This window comes from Mycobacteroides franklinii (assembly GCF_002013895.1).
GTDB lineage: Bacteria > Actinomycetota > Actinomycetes > Mycobacteriales > Mycobacteriaceae > Mycobacterium > Mycobacterium franklinii.
In genome coordinates this window covers 455,326-472,613 of record NZ_MAFQ01000001.1, presented here as the reverse complement: position 1 = coordinate 472,613, position 17,288 = coordinate 455,326, and the positions used below count along the sequence as shown (strand labels likewise).

Annotated in this window: 12 protein-coding genes and 3 pseudogenes; 5 read left to right on the top strand and 10 right to left on the bottom strand. The window is 63.7% G+C overall.

All coding sequences use genetic code 11. From position 1 onward, the window contains the following. Positions 1 to 213: 213 nt before the first annotated feature. The gene (locus B4393_RS02545) at positions 214 to 954 is read left to right on the top strand and encodes a TetR family transcriptional regulator (RefSeq protein WP_078332777.1); all 741 of its coding nucleotides are present in this window, start codon (positions 214 to 216) and stop codon (positions 952 to 954) included. 6 nt (positions 955 to 960) lie between these two features. On the opposite strand, the gene B4393_RS02540 is transcribed toward B4393_RS02545, so the two are convergent. Next, the gene (locus B4393_RS02540; RefSeq protein WP_078332776.1) at positions 961 to 1,707 is read right to left on the bottom strand and encodes a sensor domain-containing protein; all 747 of its coding nucleotides are present in this window, start codon (positions 1,705 to 1,707) and stop codon (positions 961 to 963) included. An 83-nt stretch (positions 1,708 to 1,790) separates the two neighbouring features. Here B4393_RS02540 and B4393_RS02535 point away from each other — a divergent pair, with 83 nt between their 5' ends. Beyond that, entirely contained in the window at positions 1,791 to 2,246 is a 456-nt protein-coding gene (locus B4393_RS02535; RefSeq protein WP_070935719.1) for a MaoC family dehydratase, read from the top strand. Here B4393_RS02535 and B4393_RS02530 read toward each other — a convergent pair whose 3' ends face one another. From B4393_RS02530 to B4393_RS27745, 3 genes and pseudogenes are all read right to left on the bottom strand, one after another. Next, entirely contained in the window at positions 2,247 to 3,371 is a 1,125-nt protein-coding gene (locus B4393_RS02530; RefSeq protein WP_078332775.1) for an AI-2E family transporter, read from the bottom strand. Positions 3,372 to 3,542: 171 nt separating this feature from the next. Then, positions 3,543 to 3,824 (bottom strand): annotated as a pseudogene (locus B4393_RS02525) (hypothetical protein); the annotation flags it as partial. 29 nt (positions 3,825 to 3,853) lie between these two features. Beyond that, positions 3,854 to 3,997 (bottom strand): annotated as a pseudogene (locus B4393_RS27745) (2-aminoethylphosphonate ABC transporter permease subunit); the annotation flags it as partial. A 65-nt stretch (positions 3,998 to 4,062) separates the two neighbouring features. Here B4393_RS27745 and B4393_RS02515 point away from each other — a divergent pair. Together B4393_RS02515 and B4393_RS02510 are read left to right on the top strand one after the other, a co-directional pair. Further along, positions 4,063 to 4,632, top strand: a complete 570-nt coding sequence (locus tag B4393_RS02515; protein WP_078332774.1) for a TetR/AcrR family transcriptional regulator — start codon at positions 4,063 to 4,065, stop codon at positions 4,630 to 4,632. Further along, a pseudogene (locus B4393_RS02510) lies at positions 4,632 to 6,059 on the top strand (FAD-dependent monooxygenase). Before B4393_RS02515 ends, B4393_RS02510 begins: the two are co-directional and overlap by 1 nt. On the opposite strand, the gene B4393_RS02505 reads toward B4393_RS02510, so the two are convergent. Together B4393_RS02505 and B4393_RS02500 are read right to left on the bottom strand one after the other, a co-directional pair. Beyond that, positions 6,056 to 8,287 carry a molybdopterin-dependent oxidoreductase gene (locus B4393_RS02505; RefSeq protein ID WP_078332773.1) on the bottom strand — a complete coding sequence of 744 codons (2,232 nt, stop codon included), beginning with the start codon at positions 8,285 to 8,287 and terminating at the stop codon, positions 6,056 to 6,058. The pseudogene B4393_RS02510 and the gene B4393_RS02505 sit on opposite strands and share 4 nt — an antisense overlap. Continuing rightward, entirely contained in the window at positions 8,284 to 8,856 is a 573-nt protein-coding gene (locus B4393_RS02500) for a TetR/AcrR family transcriptional regulator (protein ID WP_109558242.1), read from the bottom strand. Before B4393_RS02500 ends, B4393_RS02505 begins: the two co-directional genes overlap by 4 nt. A gap of 73 nt (positions 8,857 to 8,929) precedes the next feature. Between B4393_RS02500 and B4393_RS02495 the strand changes: the two genes are divergently transcribed. Beyond that, complete coding sequence (locus B4393_RS02495; RefSeq protein ID WP_078332771.1) at positions 8,930 to 9,715, top strand: crotonase/enoyl-CoA hydratase family protein; 786 nt, start codon at positions 8,930 to 8,932, stop codon at positions 9,713 to 9,715. A gap of 9 nt (positions 9,716 to 9,724) precedes the next feature. On the opposite strand, the gene B4393_RS02490 is transcribed toward B4393_RS02495, so the two are convergent. The 4 genes from B4393_RS02490 to B4393_RS02475 all read right to left on the bottom strand — a co-directional run bounded on the left by B4393_RS02490 (position 9,725) and on the right by B4393_RS02475 (position 17,228). Beyond that, positions 9,725 to 13,072, bottom strand: coding sequence for an ATP-binding protein (locus B4393_RS02490; protein WP_078332770.1), 3,348 nt, complete (start codon positions 13,070 to 13,072; stop codon positions 9,725 to 9,727). Beyond that, on the bottom strand, positions 13,059 to 13,829 hold the full coding sequence (locus B4393_RS02485; RefSeq protein ID WP_078332769.1) for a DUF4194 domain-containing protein: 771 nt from the start codon (positions 13,827 to 13,829) through the stop codon (positions 13,059 to 13,061). The genes B4393_RS02490 and B4393_RS02485 overlap by 14 nt, the downstream gene beginning before the upstream one ends. Beyond that, positions 13,826 to 15,286, bottom strand: a complete 1,461-nt coding sequence (locus B4393_RS02480; protein ID WP_078332768.1) for a DUF3375 domain-containing protein — start codon at positions 15,284 to 15,286, stop codon at positions 13,826 to 13,828. Before B4393_RS02480 ends, B4393_RS02485 begins: the two co-directional genes overlap by 4 nt. Positions 15,287 to 15,434: 148 nt before the next feature. Next, the gene (locus B4393_RS02475; protein ID WP_078332767.1) at positions 15,435 to 17,228 is read right to left on the bottom strand and encodes a fatty acyl-AMP ligase; all 1,794 of its coding nucleotides are present in this window, start codon (positions 17,226 to 17,228) and stop codon (positions 15,435 to 15,437) included. Positions 17,229 to 17,288 lie beyond the last annotated feature (60 nt).

Below are 17,288 nucleotides of genomic sequence, written 5' to 3'. Positions count from 1 at the left end.
GGTCCGACGGCAAGACGGCGGCGCCAACAGGCCCGGCAATCTCGCTGCGCAAATCCCCGGAAGCAGCCGTGCAGCAGCAGCGCAGCGAACTGGTGGTGTTAGGGAGCCGACCGTACTGCCACGTTTCTGCGGTATCCTGCCAACTTGCCATCAGGGCCTTCAAAGGTAGGACGGGGACAGAGCTACGCAACGGGGGCACGACGAGGATTACACATGCGACATGCCGGTGTCGGCCGCGAGGCCACGACGACCAGCGCACAAAGCCCCAAGCGGGAACGGCGACGCCGCGGCTCCATATCGGCCGAGGACATCATCGCCGGAGCATTCGAGCTCGCCGAGGAAATTGGGATATGTGGGCTGAGCATGCCGCTGCTAGCGAAGCATCTCGACGTCGGTGTCACCAGTATCTACTGGTACTTCCGCAAAAAGGGTGAGCTGCTCGACGCGATGACGGACCGCGCGACCAAGCAGTATCACTTCGCCGCACCGTTCATTGGCGACGAAACTTGGCAGGACGCCTTGCGCGGCCACACCCACCGGATGCGTCAAGCGTTTCGCGAGCGCCCGGTACTGGTCGAGCTCATCCTGATGCGCACCAGTGAGCTCAGCAATGAAGCCCTGCAGGCGAGCATTCAGAACCTGGAATCACTTGTCCGGACCCTGATCGGCGTCGGCTTTAGCCCAGACAACGCCCTGGACGTGTACTTCGCGCTGTCCTTACATATCCGAGGTGTCGTGGTGCTGGAACACATGGACACCGTCATGCCCGCGTCCGGGAAGGCGCGCAATCTGGTGCCGAACGCCACCCTCGCCCCCACCCTGCACGAGCTCGCGGCCCGCGGTCATTCGATCGCGACGATCTCCGATGCCAATTTCGATTTCACTGTCGAGGCCATCATCGAACGGGCCGAAAACCTGCTCGCCCAGGACATCGCGGCACGCGAAGCGTCCTGACTGGGCTCAGGCCTTGGAGTTCAGCAGCTCGTCGATCTTCTGAAGTCGCTGATTCGACAGCGCTTGGTTGTCGATGGATCGATCCGGCGAACAGGTGACGAGCTGCGAGATCACGTTCGCCTTGGCAATCACGGTGAAGTCGCAAACCCATTGATCACCAGCAAGATTCGTAGACCATCGCACCATGTCCGGAGAGCCCGGAGTCGCCGGGCCCGGCGTGACCAGGCTACGTTTCTGGTCATCGCCCCAGGCAGCGACCGAACGCTGGCATTTGGACACCGTCGTGCGGACCGAGTCCAAGAACTTCGTCGCCTGGAAATCACCCGGGTACGTGGCCGAGACCTCGAGAAGTTGGTGCTGGTTGGGATATTGGTTGTCGGTCTGGGTTCGCGCCTCGCGCCCGGTGTAGTCCGTGGGGAAAAGCGGATGGCGGCCGTACCCGACGACCCCCTGGCACTCCGCGGGATCGGCACCGATCCACAGCACCGATTGCATGTCGGTTTCGAACAGCGGCTTACCCGGAGTGACGGTCAACGACAGGGCCGGAGTCAGGAGTTGATCGAGCTGAGCAGGTTGAATCGGCCCCGCCGAGCCGGCTCCCCTTTCCGCTGTCGCCTCTCCGTCGACCCCCTGTTGGCAGCCGGTCGCCGCGAGCAGCAACACGAAGACGAGCGGTACGGACCACCTCATATCGGCAAACTTTACCCGCATCCAGCGCTCGCTTGGATTTCCGCATTGTCCCGTGGCGGGCATGCGATCTCGGGTAAGAAGAGTCCAGCCGATGTGACGAGTCGGTAATGCGATCAGGCACCACGACCCGAAGAGGAGCGCGCGGTATGTCCACCAAGCTGGCGACACCACAGGAGCTGCTGTCCCTGGGCAGAGTCGAATTGGGTACCAGCAGTTGGGTTCAGATCACCCAGGAACAGGTCAACGAGTTCGCAGACGCGACGGGTGACCGGCAGTGGATTCACATCGACACCGAGCGTGCCAAATCTGGCCCGTTCGGGGGGACCATCGTGCATGGATACCTCACGCTCGCGCTTGCCCCGGCGTTCCTGGACGAGGTTCTGGAGATTGCGTCATACGACGCGGTACTCAACTACGGAGTGAACAAGGTGCGATTCCCCGCACCACTGCATGTGGGCGCGAGAGTTCGCGGGCACGTCACCCTGCTGTCGGCCAAGCTGCGCGACAAGGGCACCGTCGAGGCGACGTACGGAATCAAGTACGAGATCGAGGGCAAGGATCGGCCGCCCTGCGCCGCCGAAAGCGTTTACCTGTACCAGTAGTCAGGACTCATCGAGCGCCGGAAACAACAGTTCCTGCGCGAGCAGCTGAATCGCCGCCGCGATCGGGATGGCTACCAGCACCCCGACGATGCCGAGCAGTGCCCCGCCGATCAGCACTGCGACCACGGTGACGCCCGCGGGTACCTTGACCACGCGTCCAATCACCTTGGGCGTCAAGACATAATCCTCAAACCAGCGGAAGGCGACATAGTACGCCAAGGTGGCGACGGTGACCGGTATCGACACCGTGAGGGCCACCGCCGCGACGACAATGCCCGCAACCGTCGACCCGTAGGGAATGAGGTCGAATATCGCTACGGAGACCCCGAGCAACACCGCATAGGGCACGTCAAACGCGGCACACCAGATGAAGGTGGCCACCCCGGCGATGATCGAGGTCATCACGTTGCCGCCGACGTACGCTCCCACCTTTGCGAACACCTCGTCACCGATGAGAACCGTGCGTGGCCTACGTGAATGCGGCACCAGGCGGTACACCGTCGCGCGGATACGGGGCATATCGATGAGGAAGTAGATCGTCAGCACTCCGACGATGCCAATATCGGTGAGCGCCCCGAAGACGGCAGTTCCCGCACGCAGCAGATCGGAGAACGCCGTCTCCCCCTCACGGTTGACGAACTCGCCGACGCGGTGCTGCACGTCCAACCGGTCGTTGATTTGCCCGATAATCGACGAATGGTCTTGTGCCGCCTGTAGGTAATGCGGGGTCTGCTGAATTAGTTGAGTTCCCTGCTCCACGAGCGGTGGAATCGCGGCGGCAAGAAAAGCGGCCAGCACCCCAAACGCGACCAGCACCACCACCAGCACTGCCGACCAGCGCGGGAATCTGTGGATGACCAGCCAGGACACCGCGGGTTCCAGTCCCAGCGCGAGAAACATCGCCAGCCCGATGAGGATCAACACCGACGACATGGCGGCCAGCAGCTGGATCGCGCCGTAGGTAACCGCCACACCCGCCGAAGCCATGAGCCCTACATAGAACGGCGCATGCCGATTCCAGGTGGTTCCGCGACGGCCCAGCGGATGCCCGTCTGAACGCATTTGTGCCGCACGGCGTTCCGCCTCTGCGATGGGACCTTCGTCCTCGCTGTGAGGTTGTGCCACCAAACGATGGTGGCCGTCGCCGGTATCAGCCAATGCGTACCCGTCTGGTCATGTGGACAGCGACATCATAGGAGCGACAGCCGCGCTTGGGACCGGTTCCGTCTACCGAAGTGCCGCCCTCCCGCGAACCTCGCCCACCAGGAGCCGCGCGAGCAGTGTGACCAGAAGCAGCAGTGCCGCCGAAACCGAGCTGAGCACAAAGGCCCGTACCAGCGCGGCATGGGCAACAATCACAATCCATTTCGTTCCGCCGAGCAAGAAGGGACGTTCGTTGAAGGCAGTCAACAGTCCCAAGCCGATTGCCATAGATAGGGATCGGATCGGCAGGTGGAAGACGGCGTCCACGGGCTCGCCCGAGCCGCGAGGGCAATCGGCGCCACGAAAATCACCGTGACGGCGGACCGCGAAGACCGCCCACAGGATGAACCTGCTCCGCCTGTTCCACAGCAGCACGTCAGAACCCCTTCGGGTGGGTAGGTGGGCGCTCGCTCGGACAGCATGCGCGAGAGGACGACCCGGTAAAGGCCATATAACGCGAGCGAGAGCACCACCTGAACGGTCGCGCGGATTGCAGCCCCGGGCAGATCAAAGGTGATAATTCCGCGGGTATAGATCAGCCCGGGGACCGCGTAGCGTTTGAGGCGGTATTACGGGAGTGACAGTAAGTGTACGTTGTGCGTACACTTAAGATATGGTTCCCCGCGGAGAAGCGCGCAGCGCAGCAATACTCGAGGCCGCACTGCAGGTCCTGATACGCGACGGATATGACCGTTTTTCCATGGATTCTGTTGCGGCACAGGCTCATGCCAGCAAGACCACGATCTACCGCCGATGGAGCAACAAGGCCGAGCTGGTCAAGGCGGCGCTGGACACCCACGATGCGAGCTTCAACGAGGAGATCCCCAGCACCGGAGGACTACGCACGGACCTCGTTGCGACGCTGAACATGCTGCGCCGCAAGGCCGAGACCGTGCCGCCAAGCCTGTACGTGGATCTGATTCGCGCGATGGCACACGATGCGGAACTGGCGGACGCCATCAACCGGCACCTCGCCGACCCGGGACTCTCCCCTTTCGATGCTCCACTCTCGCTCGCAGTCTCACGCGGTGAGGTCTCTGCCGACATTGACCGCGAGCTCATTCACGACGTCGCCGAAGCGATGCTTACCCGCCGGATGACCTTGGGTCAACCTCTTGACGATGCGTTTGTCGACCGACTCGTCGATGATGTCTTGCTCGTCCTCGTCCGGGACGCGCCCTGATGACCGTGGTGATTGTGGGCGCCGGACCCGCCGGTTTGACGCTGGCCTGCGAATTATCGCGGCGCGGCATCCCGTGCCGGGTGCTCGACAAGGCGCCCGGCCTGTTCCCCGGCTCGCGCGGCAAGGGGTTGTCCCCACGCACCCAGGAGGTGCTCGACGATCTGGGTGTCGCGGACGCGATCAGGAGCGGAGGTATGGCCATGCCGTCCTTTCGCATCTATGCAGGGCACGAGATAGTCGCCGAGCGCACACTTCTGGAGATGCTGGGTACCGCTATCCCGTCGGGGCCGGGTGTTCCGTACCCAGGATTTTGGCTGGTACCGCAGTGGCGTACCGACGAGATCTTGCTGGGCCGGCTGCGTGAACTGGGTGGTGATGTGGAGTTCGGCTGTGAAGTAACCGGTTTCACACAGGACGCGCACGGAGTGACCGTCACGGTGTCCCGCGGCGGAACTGTCGAGCCCATCCGCGCCTCGTATCTTGTCGGCAGCGACGGCGGGCGCAGCACGATCCGCAAGGCCCTCGGCGTGGGTTTCGCCGGAGAGACCTTCGAGAGCGAACGTACGTTGATCGGCGATGTCAGGGCCGACGGTTTGGAAGGTACGTTCTGTCACGTACTGACGCGTGGTGGCCATGTGTCGGAACGCTTTTCGCTCTGGAACTTGCCGGGCAGTGACCACTACCAGTTTGTCGCGAACATGGCCACCGAGGATGTTCCTCCGCTGACCCTCGACTCGGTTCGGAATCTACTCGTCGAGCGCTCCGGTCGTGAAGACGTTGTGCTGCGAGATCTGCGGTGGATCTCCCTGTATCGGGTGAACGCACGGATGGTGGACAGATTTCGGGTGGGCCGAGTGATACTGGCCGGCGACGCCGCCCACGTGCATTCCTCCGCAGGTGGGCAAGGGCTGAACACCAGTGTGCAAGATGCCTACAACGTGGGGTGAAAGCTGGCGGCGGTCATCTCGGGGGCCCCCGAGGCACTGCTGGACACCTATGAAGAGGAACGAATGCCCGTCGCCGCTTCGGCACTCGGGTTGAGCACCGATCTGCATCGCCGCAACTTCGCACCCTCGAATAACCCTGCCCCACAACTGCATCAGATGGACATCAGCTATCGCGGGGGTCCGTTGGCCATGGATGATCGCCTCTCTCGCGGCGAGCTCCAAGCCGGTGACCGAGCTCCCGATGCCATGACGCAAGGGAGCGTGCGCCTGTTTGATGTGTTGCGGGGCACACACTTCACCCTATTGACCTTCGGCGGCCGAAGCCCCGCCATCGCCGGTGTGCGCATCCAGCAGATGGCACCATCGCCCGACTACGACGTCACGGAATCGACACTGGTGCTGGTGCGCCCGGACGGGTACATCGGCGTCATGACCGAGTCCGAGAGTACAGTCCGCGAGTACCTCACCCACGTATGTTAGATGGCGGCGGTCAGTGTTTCTAAACGCGCGGGGACGTGCTTATGCCAAGGCGTTCCGGCGTATTCGTCACGCCAGGCCGATGACGTGAGTGCATTCGGCGCCACGCCAGGTGTGTGCGTTTCCCCGGACTCATCGGTGTAATCGAGCCCGAACCCGTTGGGCAAGGAGGCATGGCCGGGCTGCATCATGTCGCTGATCTCGACGGTGGCCTCGGCCGCGCCGGCGGCCGTCGAGATGCGGACCCGGTCGCCGTCGGAGATACCGAGCTGTTGCGCATCCTCCAGGCTGATCCGCAGCGCGCCCTGCTGATCGCGCTTACGCCACGAGGGATTGCGCAGGATGTCGTTGGCGGTGTACGCCCGCCGTTCTCCGGCGGACAGCACGATCGGAAACTCCGGTGTCGTCAGCTGTGCCGGTCGCGATGCCAGACCTCTTATCTCATCCAGCATTTCGGGGATGGCAAGGGCTATCTTGCGGTCCGCATGCGTGATGAGGGCAAAGTCGTCCTCATAGTCGTGGACGGTGAAGGTCACGCCGGATGGGCTGTTCAGGATGGCGTCGAACAGCGCGTTGCCGTCGGGATGCCCCGCCCGCGCCACCGCCTGCGGATAGGTCATCATCGCCTTCTGCGCCAGGCCCCACAGCGCGGCGGCGCCCTCCAGCCCCCTGGGAAGCGTCGGGCCAAGGGTTTCGTACAGGACATAGGGAGCCAGCGCGCCGAGCACCGGATTGGCAAGCACTGCGAAGAACGCCTGCAGGTAGGCATCCCGCCCCTGTGCGGCGGCTTCGCGCAGCGGCTGCAGATCCTTATCGTCCACCACCTGCAGCGCCCGGACCAATCGCGCCCAGATCTCGGGCTCGGGCAGGGTTCCGGGCTCGGGTTCGAACAGCGGGTGACGCAGCTGAAAGGTGTTGTGCGGGAATTCAAGATTGAAGAAGGTGGCCTCCACCTTCTCGAACTGGGTAGCGGCAGGCAGCACATAGTGCGCAAGCCGCGCGGTCTCCGTCATCGCCACGTCGACGACCACGAGCAGCTCCAGGGCTCCGAACGCCTCCTTGCATCGCGCCGAATCAGCGAGGGAATGCGCGGGATTGCTGCTCTCGACGATCATCGCGCGGAAGCGGTCCGGATGATCGGTGAGGATTTCGTCCGGAATGACATTGGAAGGCACCAGGCCGCCGATGATGCGCGCTCCGGTCACCGGGGTATTGCCGAAAAACCCACCCATGAGCGGCGCCATCCACGAATGTAGATGCTGTCCACCGCGCTTGGCGAAGCTCCCGGTGAGAATCCAGAGCATCTTGTTCAGGTAGGAGCTCAGGGTGCTGTTGGGAGCCTGCTGGATGCCCAGATCTTCGAAAACCGCCACGCTCTCGGCGGCGGCAATCCGGCGGGCCGCCCGCCGAATGAGGTCTTCTTCGACACCGCTGCGTTGTGCGTAGTCCGCGATCGGCACCGTGTGCAGCACATCCCGAACTTCCGCGGAGCCGGTGACATGCTCCGCGAGAAAGGCTTCATCGCACAGGTTCTCCTGCACCAGCACCGCCGCCAGTGCGGCAAGACACCATGCGTCGGCACCGGGGCGCACCCGCAGATGAAAGTCGGCCATCTTGGCCGTGTCGGTGATCACCGGGTCGATGACGATCATCGAGCGCTGCGGATCCTTGGCGATCTCGTTGAGCACCACGCGCGCCCGCGGAAAGCTCTGCGACATCCACGGGTTCTTGCCGACGAAGACCGACACCTCGGCATGCTCGAACTCGCCACGGGTATGCCCGCCGTACAGATTCTTGTCGATCCAGGCCTCCCCCGTCTTCTCCTGCGCCAACGCGTTGGAACGGTACTTGGACCCGATGGCCTTCAGGAACGCGCCGCTGTAGGCGCCACCGAGGTGATTGCCCTGACCGCCCCCGCCGTAATAGAAGATCTTGTCTCCGCCATAGCTGTCGCGGATGTGTTTGAAACCCTCGGCAATCTCCACGATCGCCGTGTCCCAATCGATTTCCTCATAGCTGCCGTCCGCACGGCGCCGCATGGGCGAGGTCAGCCGGTTCGCATTGTTCTGGTAGTGATCCAGACGCAGTGCCTTGTTACACGTGTAGCCCTTGCTTCCCGGATGCTCCTTGTCGCCGCGGATCTTCGCGAGTGTGCGACCCTCCGTCTGAACAACGATGCCGCAGTTGCATTCACACAATATGCACGCGGTGGGCAACCATTCAGCGGTCATCGTCCGGCCTCCTCAATAAGTGTGCGTAACTGCTTGTGCACCACATCGATTGGTGTGATGTCGTGAGTTGATCGCGCGATGATGATGGCCCCCTCCAGGGAGGTCGTCATCAGCATCGCCAGCTCGTCGGCGCGGACACGGGCCACGCCGGCGGCAACCAGTTTGTCGGCGATCAGGTTGATCCAGCGCCGGAACACTGCCGCCGAATGTTCGATGAGCTTCTGATTACTGGCAGGGCTCTCCGGATCGCCGGCCTCGACAGCGACCGCCACCACCGGGCATCCCGCCCGAAAGTCGCTCCGCACCAGTTGCTTGCGGTAGGACATGACCAGTGAGTCCAGGGCATCCAGCGCCGAGGGTTTGGCATCGATCATCCCGGCGATGTATTCGCCCGCCAGATCCACTGCCTCACCAAGCAATTGGGTACGGCCATCCGGGAAATAGTGGTACGCCGAGCCACGGGGTGCACCGCTGTGTTCGAGAACGTCGGAAATCGCCGTCGCGTGGGCACCGCGCTCGCGGATCAACAGGGCGGCCGAGGCCACCATTCGTTCACGCGGGGTGCTCAATCGTCGTCCTTCCCGAGGAATTCCTGTCTATGTATGATGCTCTACATAATCCGCCATCGACCCGGAGAAGTCAATGTCCGACTACGAAACCCTGAGCATTCGCCGCGACGGATATGTCCTGGTCATCGGCCTGAATCGGCCCGCCAAGCGCAATGCTTTCGACAAGACCATGCTCCAGGAGCTCGCGCTGGCCCTCGGCGAGTTCGACACCGATGCCGAGCTACGGGCCGCGGTGCTGTACGGCGAGGGGCCGATGTTCACCGCGGGGCTGGACCTTGCCAGCGTGGCCGCCGAGATACAGGGCGGCGCATCGCTGACGCCCGAAGGCGGAATCAATCCGTGGCAGGTCGACGGACGGCAACTTTCCAAACCCCTGATCGTCGCCGTACACGGCAAGGTCCTGACTCTCGGTATCGAACTGGCGCTGGCCGGCGATATCGTGATCGCCGATGAGACCGCGACATTCGCACAGCTCGAAATCAGCCGTGGCATATATCCGTTCGGGGGTGCCACCATCCGCTTCCCCCGCACCGCCGGTTGGGGCAACGCCATGCGGTGGATGCTGACGGCCGACACCTTCGACGCCGCCGAGGCTCATCGCATCGGGATCGTGCAGGAGATCGTGCCGGTCGGTGAGCACGTCGACAAGGCGATCGCCATCGCTCAGACCATCGCCCGTCAGGCACCGTTGGGTGTGCAGGCCACGCTGCGCAACGCCAGACTGGCTGTGCGCGAGGGCGATGCCGCCGCCGAGGAACAGCTGGTCCCCACGGTTCGCGAGCTGTTCACCACCGAGGACGCCTCGCTCGGTGTGCAGGCATTCCTGTCCCGCACCACAGCCGAGTTCCTCGGTAGGTAGCGCAGATCGCTAGCGGGCGTTCACTGCCTTACGCACATCACCGAGTTCGCCGATCGGCACGGTGCGCGTCGAGGCAACGGGCCGCACACCCGGGCCGTCGGGTTTGGACACCATCACCACGCTGTCGATGTAGGGCTGGATGGTGGTGGTGTTCTGCACGGTCGCAACGATCACCAGCTGGAACCCGAACTTGCGGAACGCCGACAGCGCCTGCTGCGCGAACTGCGGGTCCGATTTCGAGAACGCCTCGTCGAGCATCAGCTGCGCGAAGACCGGCCGGTTATCCCCTGTTTCCGGATTGGCCAGGTTGAAGCTCAGCGCACCGGCGAGGCAGAACGCCATCAGCTTCTCTTGTTCTCCACCGGAATTCGCACCCGCATTGCTGTAAGTGCGGATCGCCTCGCCGGTGGTGGCATCACGTTCTTCGCAATACAACACGAAGCGGTTACGCACATCCAACGCGTCGCGCGTCCATTGGCGGGCCTCGGGAGTCTCGGCCGCCAGTAGATTCCGCAGCTGCAGGATGTCCTGGTACTGGTCGTGGATGGCCTTCTCATCCCCCATGGACACTGCCACCGCGCGAGCCGAAATCCGCCGGGCGCGCTCGTTGAGCTCGCCCACCGCCTCGAGCGCCTTCGGCTCGGCCCGTAGCGTCAGTCGCGTGCCCCGGTTGAACTCCACCGAGCCCAGACCGCTGTTGACCCGATCGATCTGGTCGGTGATGCGGTGCGCCTCCTCCTCGGCAAGCTGGTGCAGCCGCAGCACGGCGGTGGGCGCCTGCTCGGTGATGAGCCGCAGCATGCGCTCATAAGCGGCGGGCAGGTCACGCTCATCGATCCGGCGGCACAACGCGACATAGTCGTGGATCTTCTCGTCGAAGTTCTCGCTGTCGTTGGGAATCGAATCAGGGAAGTCCCGGTCATAGGCGTTCAAGATCCGGTTCAGCTCGTTGCGGGAGCGGGTCACACTCTCCCGCAACACCGACTGATCCTTCTCGATCTGGCGCCACAGCTCCAGCCGATAGGCATCGGGCTCCAGCACGTCCAGGCTGGACGAGAGCTGCGGTACGTAGGCCTCGATACCCGAACGGGTATGCCCGCCCACCTCGCGCGGGTTCAGATTGTCCAGCAGATCCAGCAGCCGGGTACGACGCGAATCATGCTCGGATTCTTGCCTTCTCAAAGCTCCGATACGTTCGGAGAGTTTCTTGATCTCGTCGAGATACGAATCGGCCTGCTGCTGCAAGCCGGTGAGGTCGGGATTGGCTTCCAGCATCGCGTCGTACTGATCCTGTAGCCGCCCCACGGCCGCCTCGGCCGAATCGGTGTCGATCTGGCTCCAATACTCGTACTGGCTATGCAGTTTGGACCATCGCACCACCTCCGAGCGCAGCTCCTCGCGCTTGGTATCCATTTCGCCGATGAACTTCTCGGCATCACCGACGACCTGCTGCGCTTCGACCACGTCATCGGAAAGCGCAGCCCGCTTGTCGCCCGCGTTGCCCTGGTAGATGTATTGGGACGCGCGTAGTTCTCGCCGGTCGTCCTTGACCGCGCGCCGGTCGCCGTCCTTGCGCAGCCCCTGATCGGTGACCGCCCGGCGGTGCTTACTGAACTCATCGGGGCTGTCGACCAGCACGTAGTCGCCCACACCGGCCACCAAATTCATGGCTGCGCCGGCACATTCGTGGTTCGGGTTGGTCACGCGCAGACAGTCGGCAAGAGTGCCCGGCTCCGCCCGGCGCGGCGCACCCGAGGGGATCACCCGTTCCATCTGCAGGTAGCCCCGCATCGGGTTCTCATTGACATAGCGCAGCACCTGCCGGTGATGCTGATCGGGCACCAGCAGGCAGAGCCCGGTCGACCGCAGCACCTTCTCCACGGATTTGCGCCACCGTTCCTGCCCTGGACGCAGATCCATCAACTCACAGACGTAAGGCAGATCCTTGGCGGTCAGGCCGAGCGCCGCGGCGATCTCCCCACGCATGCGGTCTTCATCCGGCGGCACCGGGGTGCCCAGATGCTCGACCCGCTTGAATTCGGTGGAGGCGGCCCTCAATTGATCGCGTGCCGTCGACAATGCACCGGCCGCCATGACATAGGCGTCATGGCCGGCCTCAAGCTCGGCATTGATCCGGGTGACCGCACGCAGGCTCTCCACCCGCATGGCTTCGAATTCCTCGGCGGATTCGATGTCCTCGTCATGGCCCAGATCCCATAGCGCGCTGTCGTAGGCGGTACGACGGCGCGACACCTCCTCGGCACGGGCACGGGCATGAGCCAGCTCGCTCTTGAGCGGCGCCAGGTTGCTGTCCGCGGCGGCGATCCGGCCGAGCAGCTTGTCTCGCTCACCGGTGAGAATGTCTTGGCGCGACTGGATTTCGTCGCATTCACCGCCGAGACGGGTGATCTCGGTATCCAGCAGGTCGATTTCCGGACCCGCCAGGGCCAGGCGTTGCTGGTCGACATAGTCGCGGACGGTGTGATGGTCCACCACGTCAACGGTGGCCAGCTGTGCGGCGTCGCTGGCGTAGGTCTGTTGGATCTGTTCGATATCGCCCAGGGTCTGCCGCTGGCGCTGTGCGACCGCGAGCGCGGCGCGTGCGTCGACCAATGGCGTGATCTGGCCCAGTGCTTCGGAAATCGCGGCCATCGACTCGGGCTCGTCGAGCATGTACTCGCGCACGAACTGTTCCAGGCCGCCGACACTCTTGAGCGACTTGGCCTTACCCAGCAGCTGCTGGGCGGCGGAGGAGCCCTGAATACCGACGGCGGCGTACAGCTGCTCCAGATACCAGCGTTCGCTCTTGTGACCACGCCAACCCGCCCCCTCGAACACTGAGCCGGCGTATCCCTTGCTGGCCCAGGCATTGCACAGGTCACGGATGTCGGCGTCGGCATCGATCAGGTAGTAACGACTCGACGAGTCCGAATCCGAGCCTGGGGCAAGCCACTTGAGTACGAGGCCGGTGATCACGCGGCCGTCGGTGCCCGAGTAGGTGACGGCGATGGCCGACCAGGCCCCGCCCTTGCCGCGCAGGAACATCTGCTTGGGCCGCTCCCCCGGGTTCTTCAGTTCGCCCCACAGACCGCGCACATACTTGTCCACGGTGCGCTTGCCCATGCTGGAGCCCGCGGCAGTGGTGTCGCTGGAGGCGTTGAAGTTGCGGCGGTTCGAGGACAGAAACGCCAGTGAGATCGCATCCAGCAGCGATGATTTCCCACTACCCGAGGAACCGGTGATCAGCGTGCCGCGGCGGCTGAACTCGATACTGTGGTAGCCGTCGAACACACCCCAGTTGATGACCTGCAGCCGGGACAGCCAAAACTGCTGGGTCGCTGCATCACTCATCGTCATCGGTCTCGCCATCTTCTTCGTCGGTGGAGTCGTCTAACGAGGCGGCGGTCTCGTCCAACGCTCTTCGCTCCAGCGACTCATCGCCGCGCTGCAGCAGCTCATATTGGCGTTGTAGCGCCTCGATCATCTGCGCGGACATCAGCGCGTTGATCACCGGGCTGATGGTGTAGCTGTGCTCGTCATCGCGGGTGCGTTGCAGGATCTCGGCCTTGGACAACCGCTTGATCGCCTCGTCAACACGGTCACGCAGCATCGCCTCGTCACGGTCGATGTCGTGGCTGACGTTGGCGAAAAGCTCGTGGATATCGTCGCGGCTGACCAACACGTGCTCGTCATGCGCGGTCCGCGCGATCTTGGCCAGGTGCAGCGCCACGATCGATGCGTAGGTGCCCAAGGGTTCCCGGCGCAGCACCCGGGCGCCATATGCGCTGGGATTCTCCAACGGGGCAGGTTCGGCGTACGCGACCTCCAGATCGTCGAATACCCGCAGCCGTAGGTCCAATTCGGATAGACGCGAGGCCAGCACCTTTCGGTGCTCAATCATCGACGCCCACAGTTCGGGCTGGCCGTCCTTGCTCAGGTAGCGTCGAGCCACCAGGTTCTGCAGTGCCCAGCACGCCTTGTCGGGCAGGTCGCTGGTATCGCCGTCGAACCGCGGTCCCTTGACCGTTCTGGGCACCGAGGCGTCGGGTTCGACACCCGGGAGGTCGTCAAAATTGATGTTTCCCAACGGCATCCCCGAAGTCTGTGTCGTCACAGCGTCGCTCCCTCTTCCTCGAGGGTGGCCAGCACCGGTTCACGGAACATCAACTGAGGTACCTCCATCACCCGGTCCTGCCCGTCGAGGGACCGGAACTTCACCTTTACCGATTCACGGTCGGCAGTGTTGTCCTGCTTGAGGGCCAACGACCACAGCACGATCACATCGCCCAGATACGGCGCGTCGACATGAGAGATCATGTCGGGCAGGGAAACTGGGCCACCGGCAACAGCGCTGTTGACGGTCTCGGCCAGCGCGGCCATGTCCACCTGAGTGGCCAACGCCGAGAATCCGCTCAAATCGAGTGCTCCCGACGGCGCATCCTGCGCGAGCACCGGCGGCGCGGTGTCCTTGATGGTGAACGAGAGCGCACCAATGGCGGCGGCGGCGGAACGGCCGATGGGTAGTTCGGCGTCGATCGGCGAATCCGCCGTCGACACCTTGAGCAGGGCATGCCCGGCGGCCAGCGCGTCGTTGAGCTGCCGCGCGCGCCCACGCGCCTGCTCGGTGGTGCCGGCGGCGAAGAACCGCCGGATGCGCTGTGCGCAGCGCTGTTCGATGCGGGAAACCTCCGCGATCTGCTGGGAAACAAGCTTGAAGAAGTTCTTCATGACCTCGCGCAGCCCGGGATCAAGTTCGGGCAATCCGTCAGCGACGCAGGCGATATCGTTGCGCAGCGCGGCACGCTGATCCGGGTCTTGGATGGTCCGCGTGAAGGCCGAGAAGGAGGCGCGCTCTCGGGAATCGAAGAGTGCGTCGTAGTCGGCGAACATCCGGCGTGCGCGGTCGCGGAATCCGGAATCCGAGTCCTCGGCGGCATCGATCAACCCGGCGGTGATCTCATTCTGCATGCTGCCGTAACGCACGATGTCGGTGATCACCTGTTCCATCTGGTACGCGATGGCGCGGGTCTCGTCCTCGAGGTCGACGATGTCCGGTTCGGGACGGTATCCGTCGTCAATGGCATGCAGCTGGGTCTGCAGCTCCGCGATCTGCGCTTCGATATCGGCGCGCATGCGGGACGGGTCACCGTCCAGCTGCGTGGCGACTCGCTTGAGGCCCGCGGCGATACCGGCGATCGATCCGCCCGTGGCCACGGTGTCGGCCCGGCGCAACCGGCGGACAAAGGCCAGCGCACTGCGGGCATCCTCGGTCAGCGAGCAGACGTTCTCGGCGTCGGGACCGGTACCATCCGATGCCCGGTGCAGCCACCCGTCGCTCGCCCAACTCTTGATGAGGGCCAGCCCTGACTGCTCCCCCAGGCCGACAGCCCCCAGATCTCTGTCCAGCTTGGCCACCAGCAGGGGTTCGGAAACCTTCGCGCTGCGGTCCAGGTGGCGTTCCATGAGGGTGATGTACGGCGCCAGATTCTTGGCGGCCAGCAGCCGGACCGCGCGGGATTTCTGCACGTCATCGTTGTGCGCGAACAGCTCTTCGACTGTCAGATCATTCATCGCACACCTCCATCACATCGCTAGCGGCTTGTCCCCCGGCCGCGCGGCCGTCACAGCCACTGGCCCGGAAAACCTACCGGGCCGAAGAGGGCGTGGCGAATGGGCTCGCTGACGTGGGACAAATGAGGCAAATGAGTTAGCTGGGATCTCAGTGAACGCCCAACGTGCCGTCCAGGTACTGGCGGCGGCAGGCCCGCCGCGCCAGTTTTCCACTGGTGGTGCGCGGGATGGCCCCGGCCGGAAGTAACCGCACGTCGAAGGGCTCCAGTCCGTATTCGGTGTCGATCGCCACGCGGATCGCGTCGATGGCTTCCTGCGGGTCTGCCTTGGCGGTGCGGGAAGCGCGCTCGGCGACGATGACGAGGCCATCATCGGCTGTGAACGCGGTCACGTATCCGCGCCGCACGATCGGCGAGGCATCGGCCACGGTGGCCTCAATGTCCTGCGGATAGTGGCTCTGCGCATCGATGGTTATGTGATCGGCGAGGCGGCCGGTGACGTACAACTCGCCGTCGAGATAAAAGCCAAGATCGCCGGTGCGCAACCAATTGCCCTCGACATTGGCTTTGACGGCATGGCTTTTCGCCTGTGTTTTGCCGAGCCGCGCGTGAAAAGCCCTCTCCGTGTCTTTTGGTCGGCCCCAGTATCCACGTCCAACGTTGTTGCCCTGCAGCCAGATTTCGCCGACCTGACCGTCCGGAAGCTCATCTGCGCCCTCGGCATCGACGATGACCCCGTGCAGACTGCGGGCAAGCTGACCGCAGGAAACATGGATGGTGGCGTTGGCCGCATCGGGAGTTGTTGGCACCGCGCGGCCTTCGGTGAGCTGTGCGCGATCGAGATATACGACGGAGGGTTCGGCATCCGGGGCGATGTTCGCGATGAACAGCGTCGCCTCGGCGATACCGTAGGACGGCTTGAAGGCGGTCGACGGTAAACCGAAGGGCGCAAACGCTTTTTCGAAGGTGCGGATGGCGTCGATGCTGACCGGCTCGGAACCGATGATCATCACCACCTTGCCCAGATCGATATCTGCGCCATCCTTGGGCACACCACGTTGCGCCGTGTACTCGTAGGCGAAGTTGGGTGCGGCCGTGATCACGCGACCTTCTTTGCAGCCGTCGGAGAGCGCCTTGATCCAGCGCTGCGGACGTCGGACGAAAGCCGTCGGCGACATGAGCGTGGAGTGGCCGCCGTACACGGTCGGAAAACCGATCATCGACAGGCCCATATCGTGGTAGAGCGGTAACCAGCTGCAGCCGTGCGTGTTTCGATCCAGCAGATCGATGGACAGGATCATCTGCGTCAAGTTGACGCCGACGGCCCGGTGGGTGATCTCCACGCCCACCGGAGGGCGGGTGGCGCCCGAGGTGTACTGCAGATGCGAGACGTCGTCGTCCACGAGATGGACATACTCGAAGGCATCCCCCTCTTCGTCGGGAATCTCGTCGATGACGAGCACGCGCGGCGTTTCCGGACGGCCATCAAGGAATTCCTCGACGGAATCCCGCGCCGCCGCCGTGGTCAGAACGACCGTGGGCGTGCAATCGCGCAAGGCGGTGTCCAGCCGTTCGGCGTGGCCGGGCAGCTCGGGGGCGAAGAGCGGCACCGCGATGGCGCCGGCCTTGATGGCGGAGAAGAAGCCGATGACATAGTCGAGGCCCTGCGGGGCCAAGATGGCGACCCGATCACCGCGCGCCATATGGTCTTGCACTCCGGCCGCGACAGCGTTCAGGCGGACGCCGAGCTGCGACCAGGTGAGTTCAATGGCCTGTCCGTCCTCCGAACCGGTGAAGTCCAGGTAGCGGTAGGCGACGGTGTCCCCGACATTCCTGATGTTCCGCTCGATGAGAGATATCAGTGTGGTGCCGGGCGGCAGCCCGATGTTTCCGTCGGCGTCCAGGCAATCATCGATGTCAAGCAAACCGTCACTGCGAACCACGTTTTCAAGTCTAGGCGCGGCTGCAGTGGGCGCCGAGATCTACGTTGTGCACACGCTCAC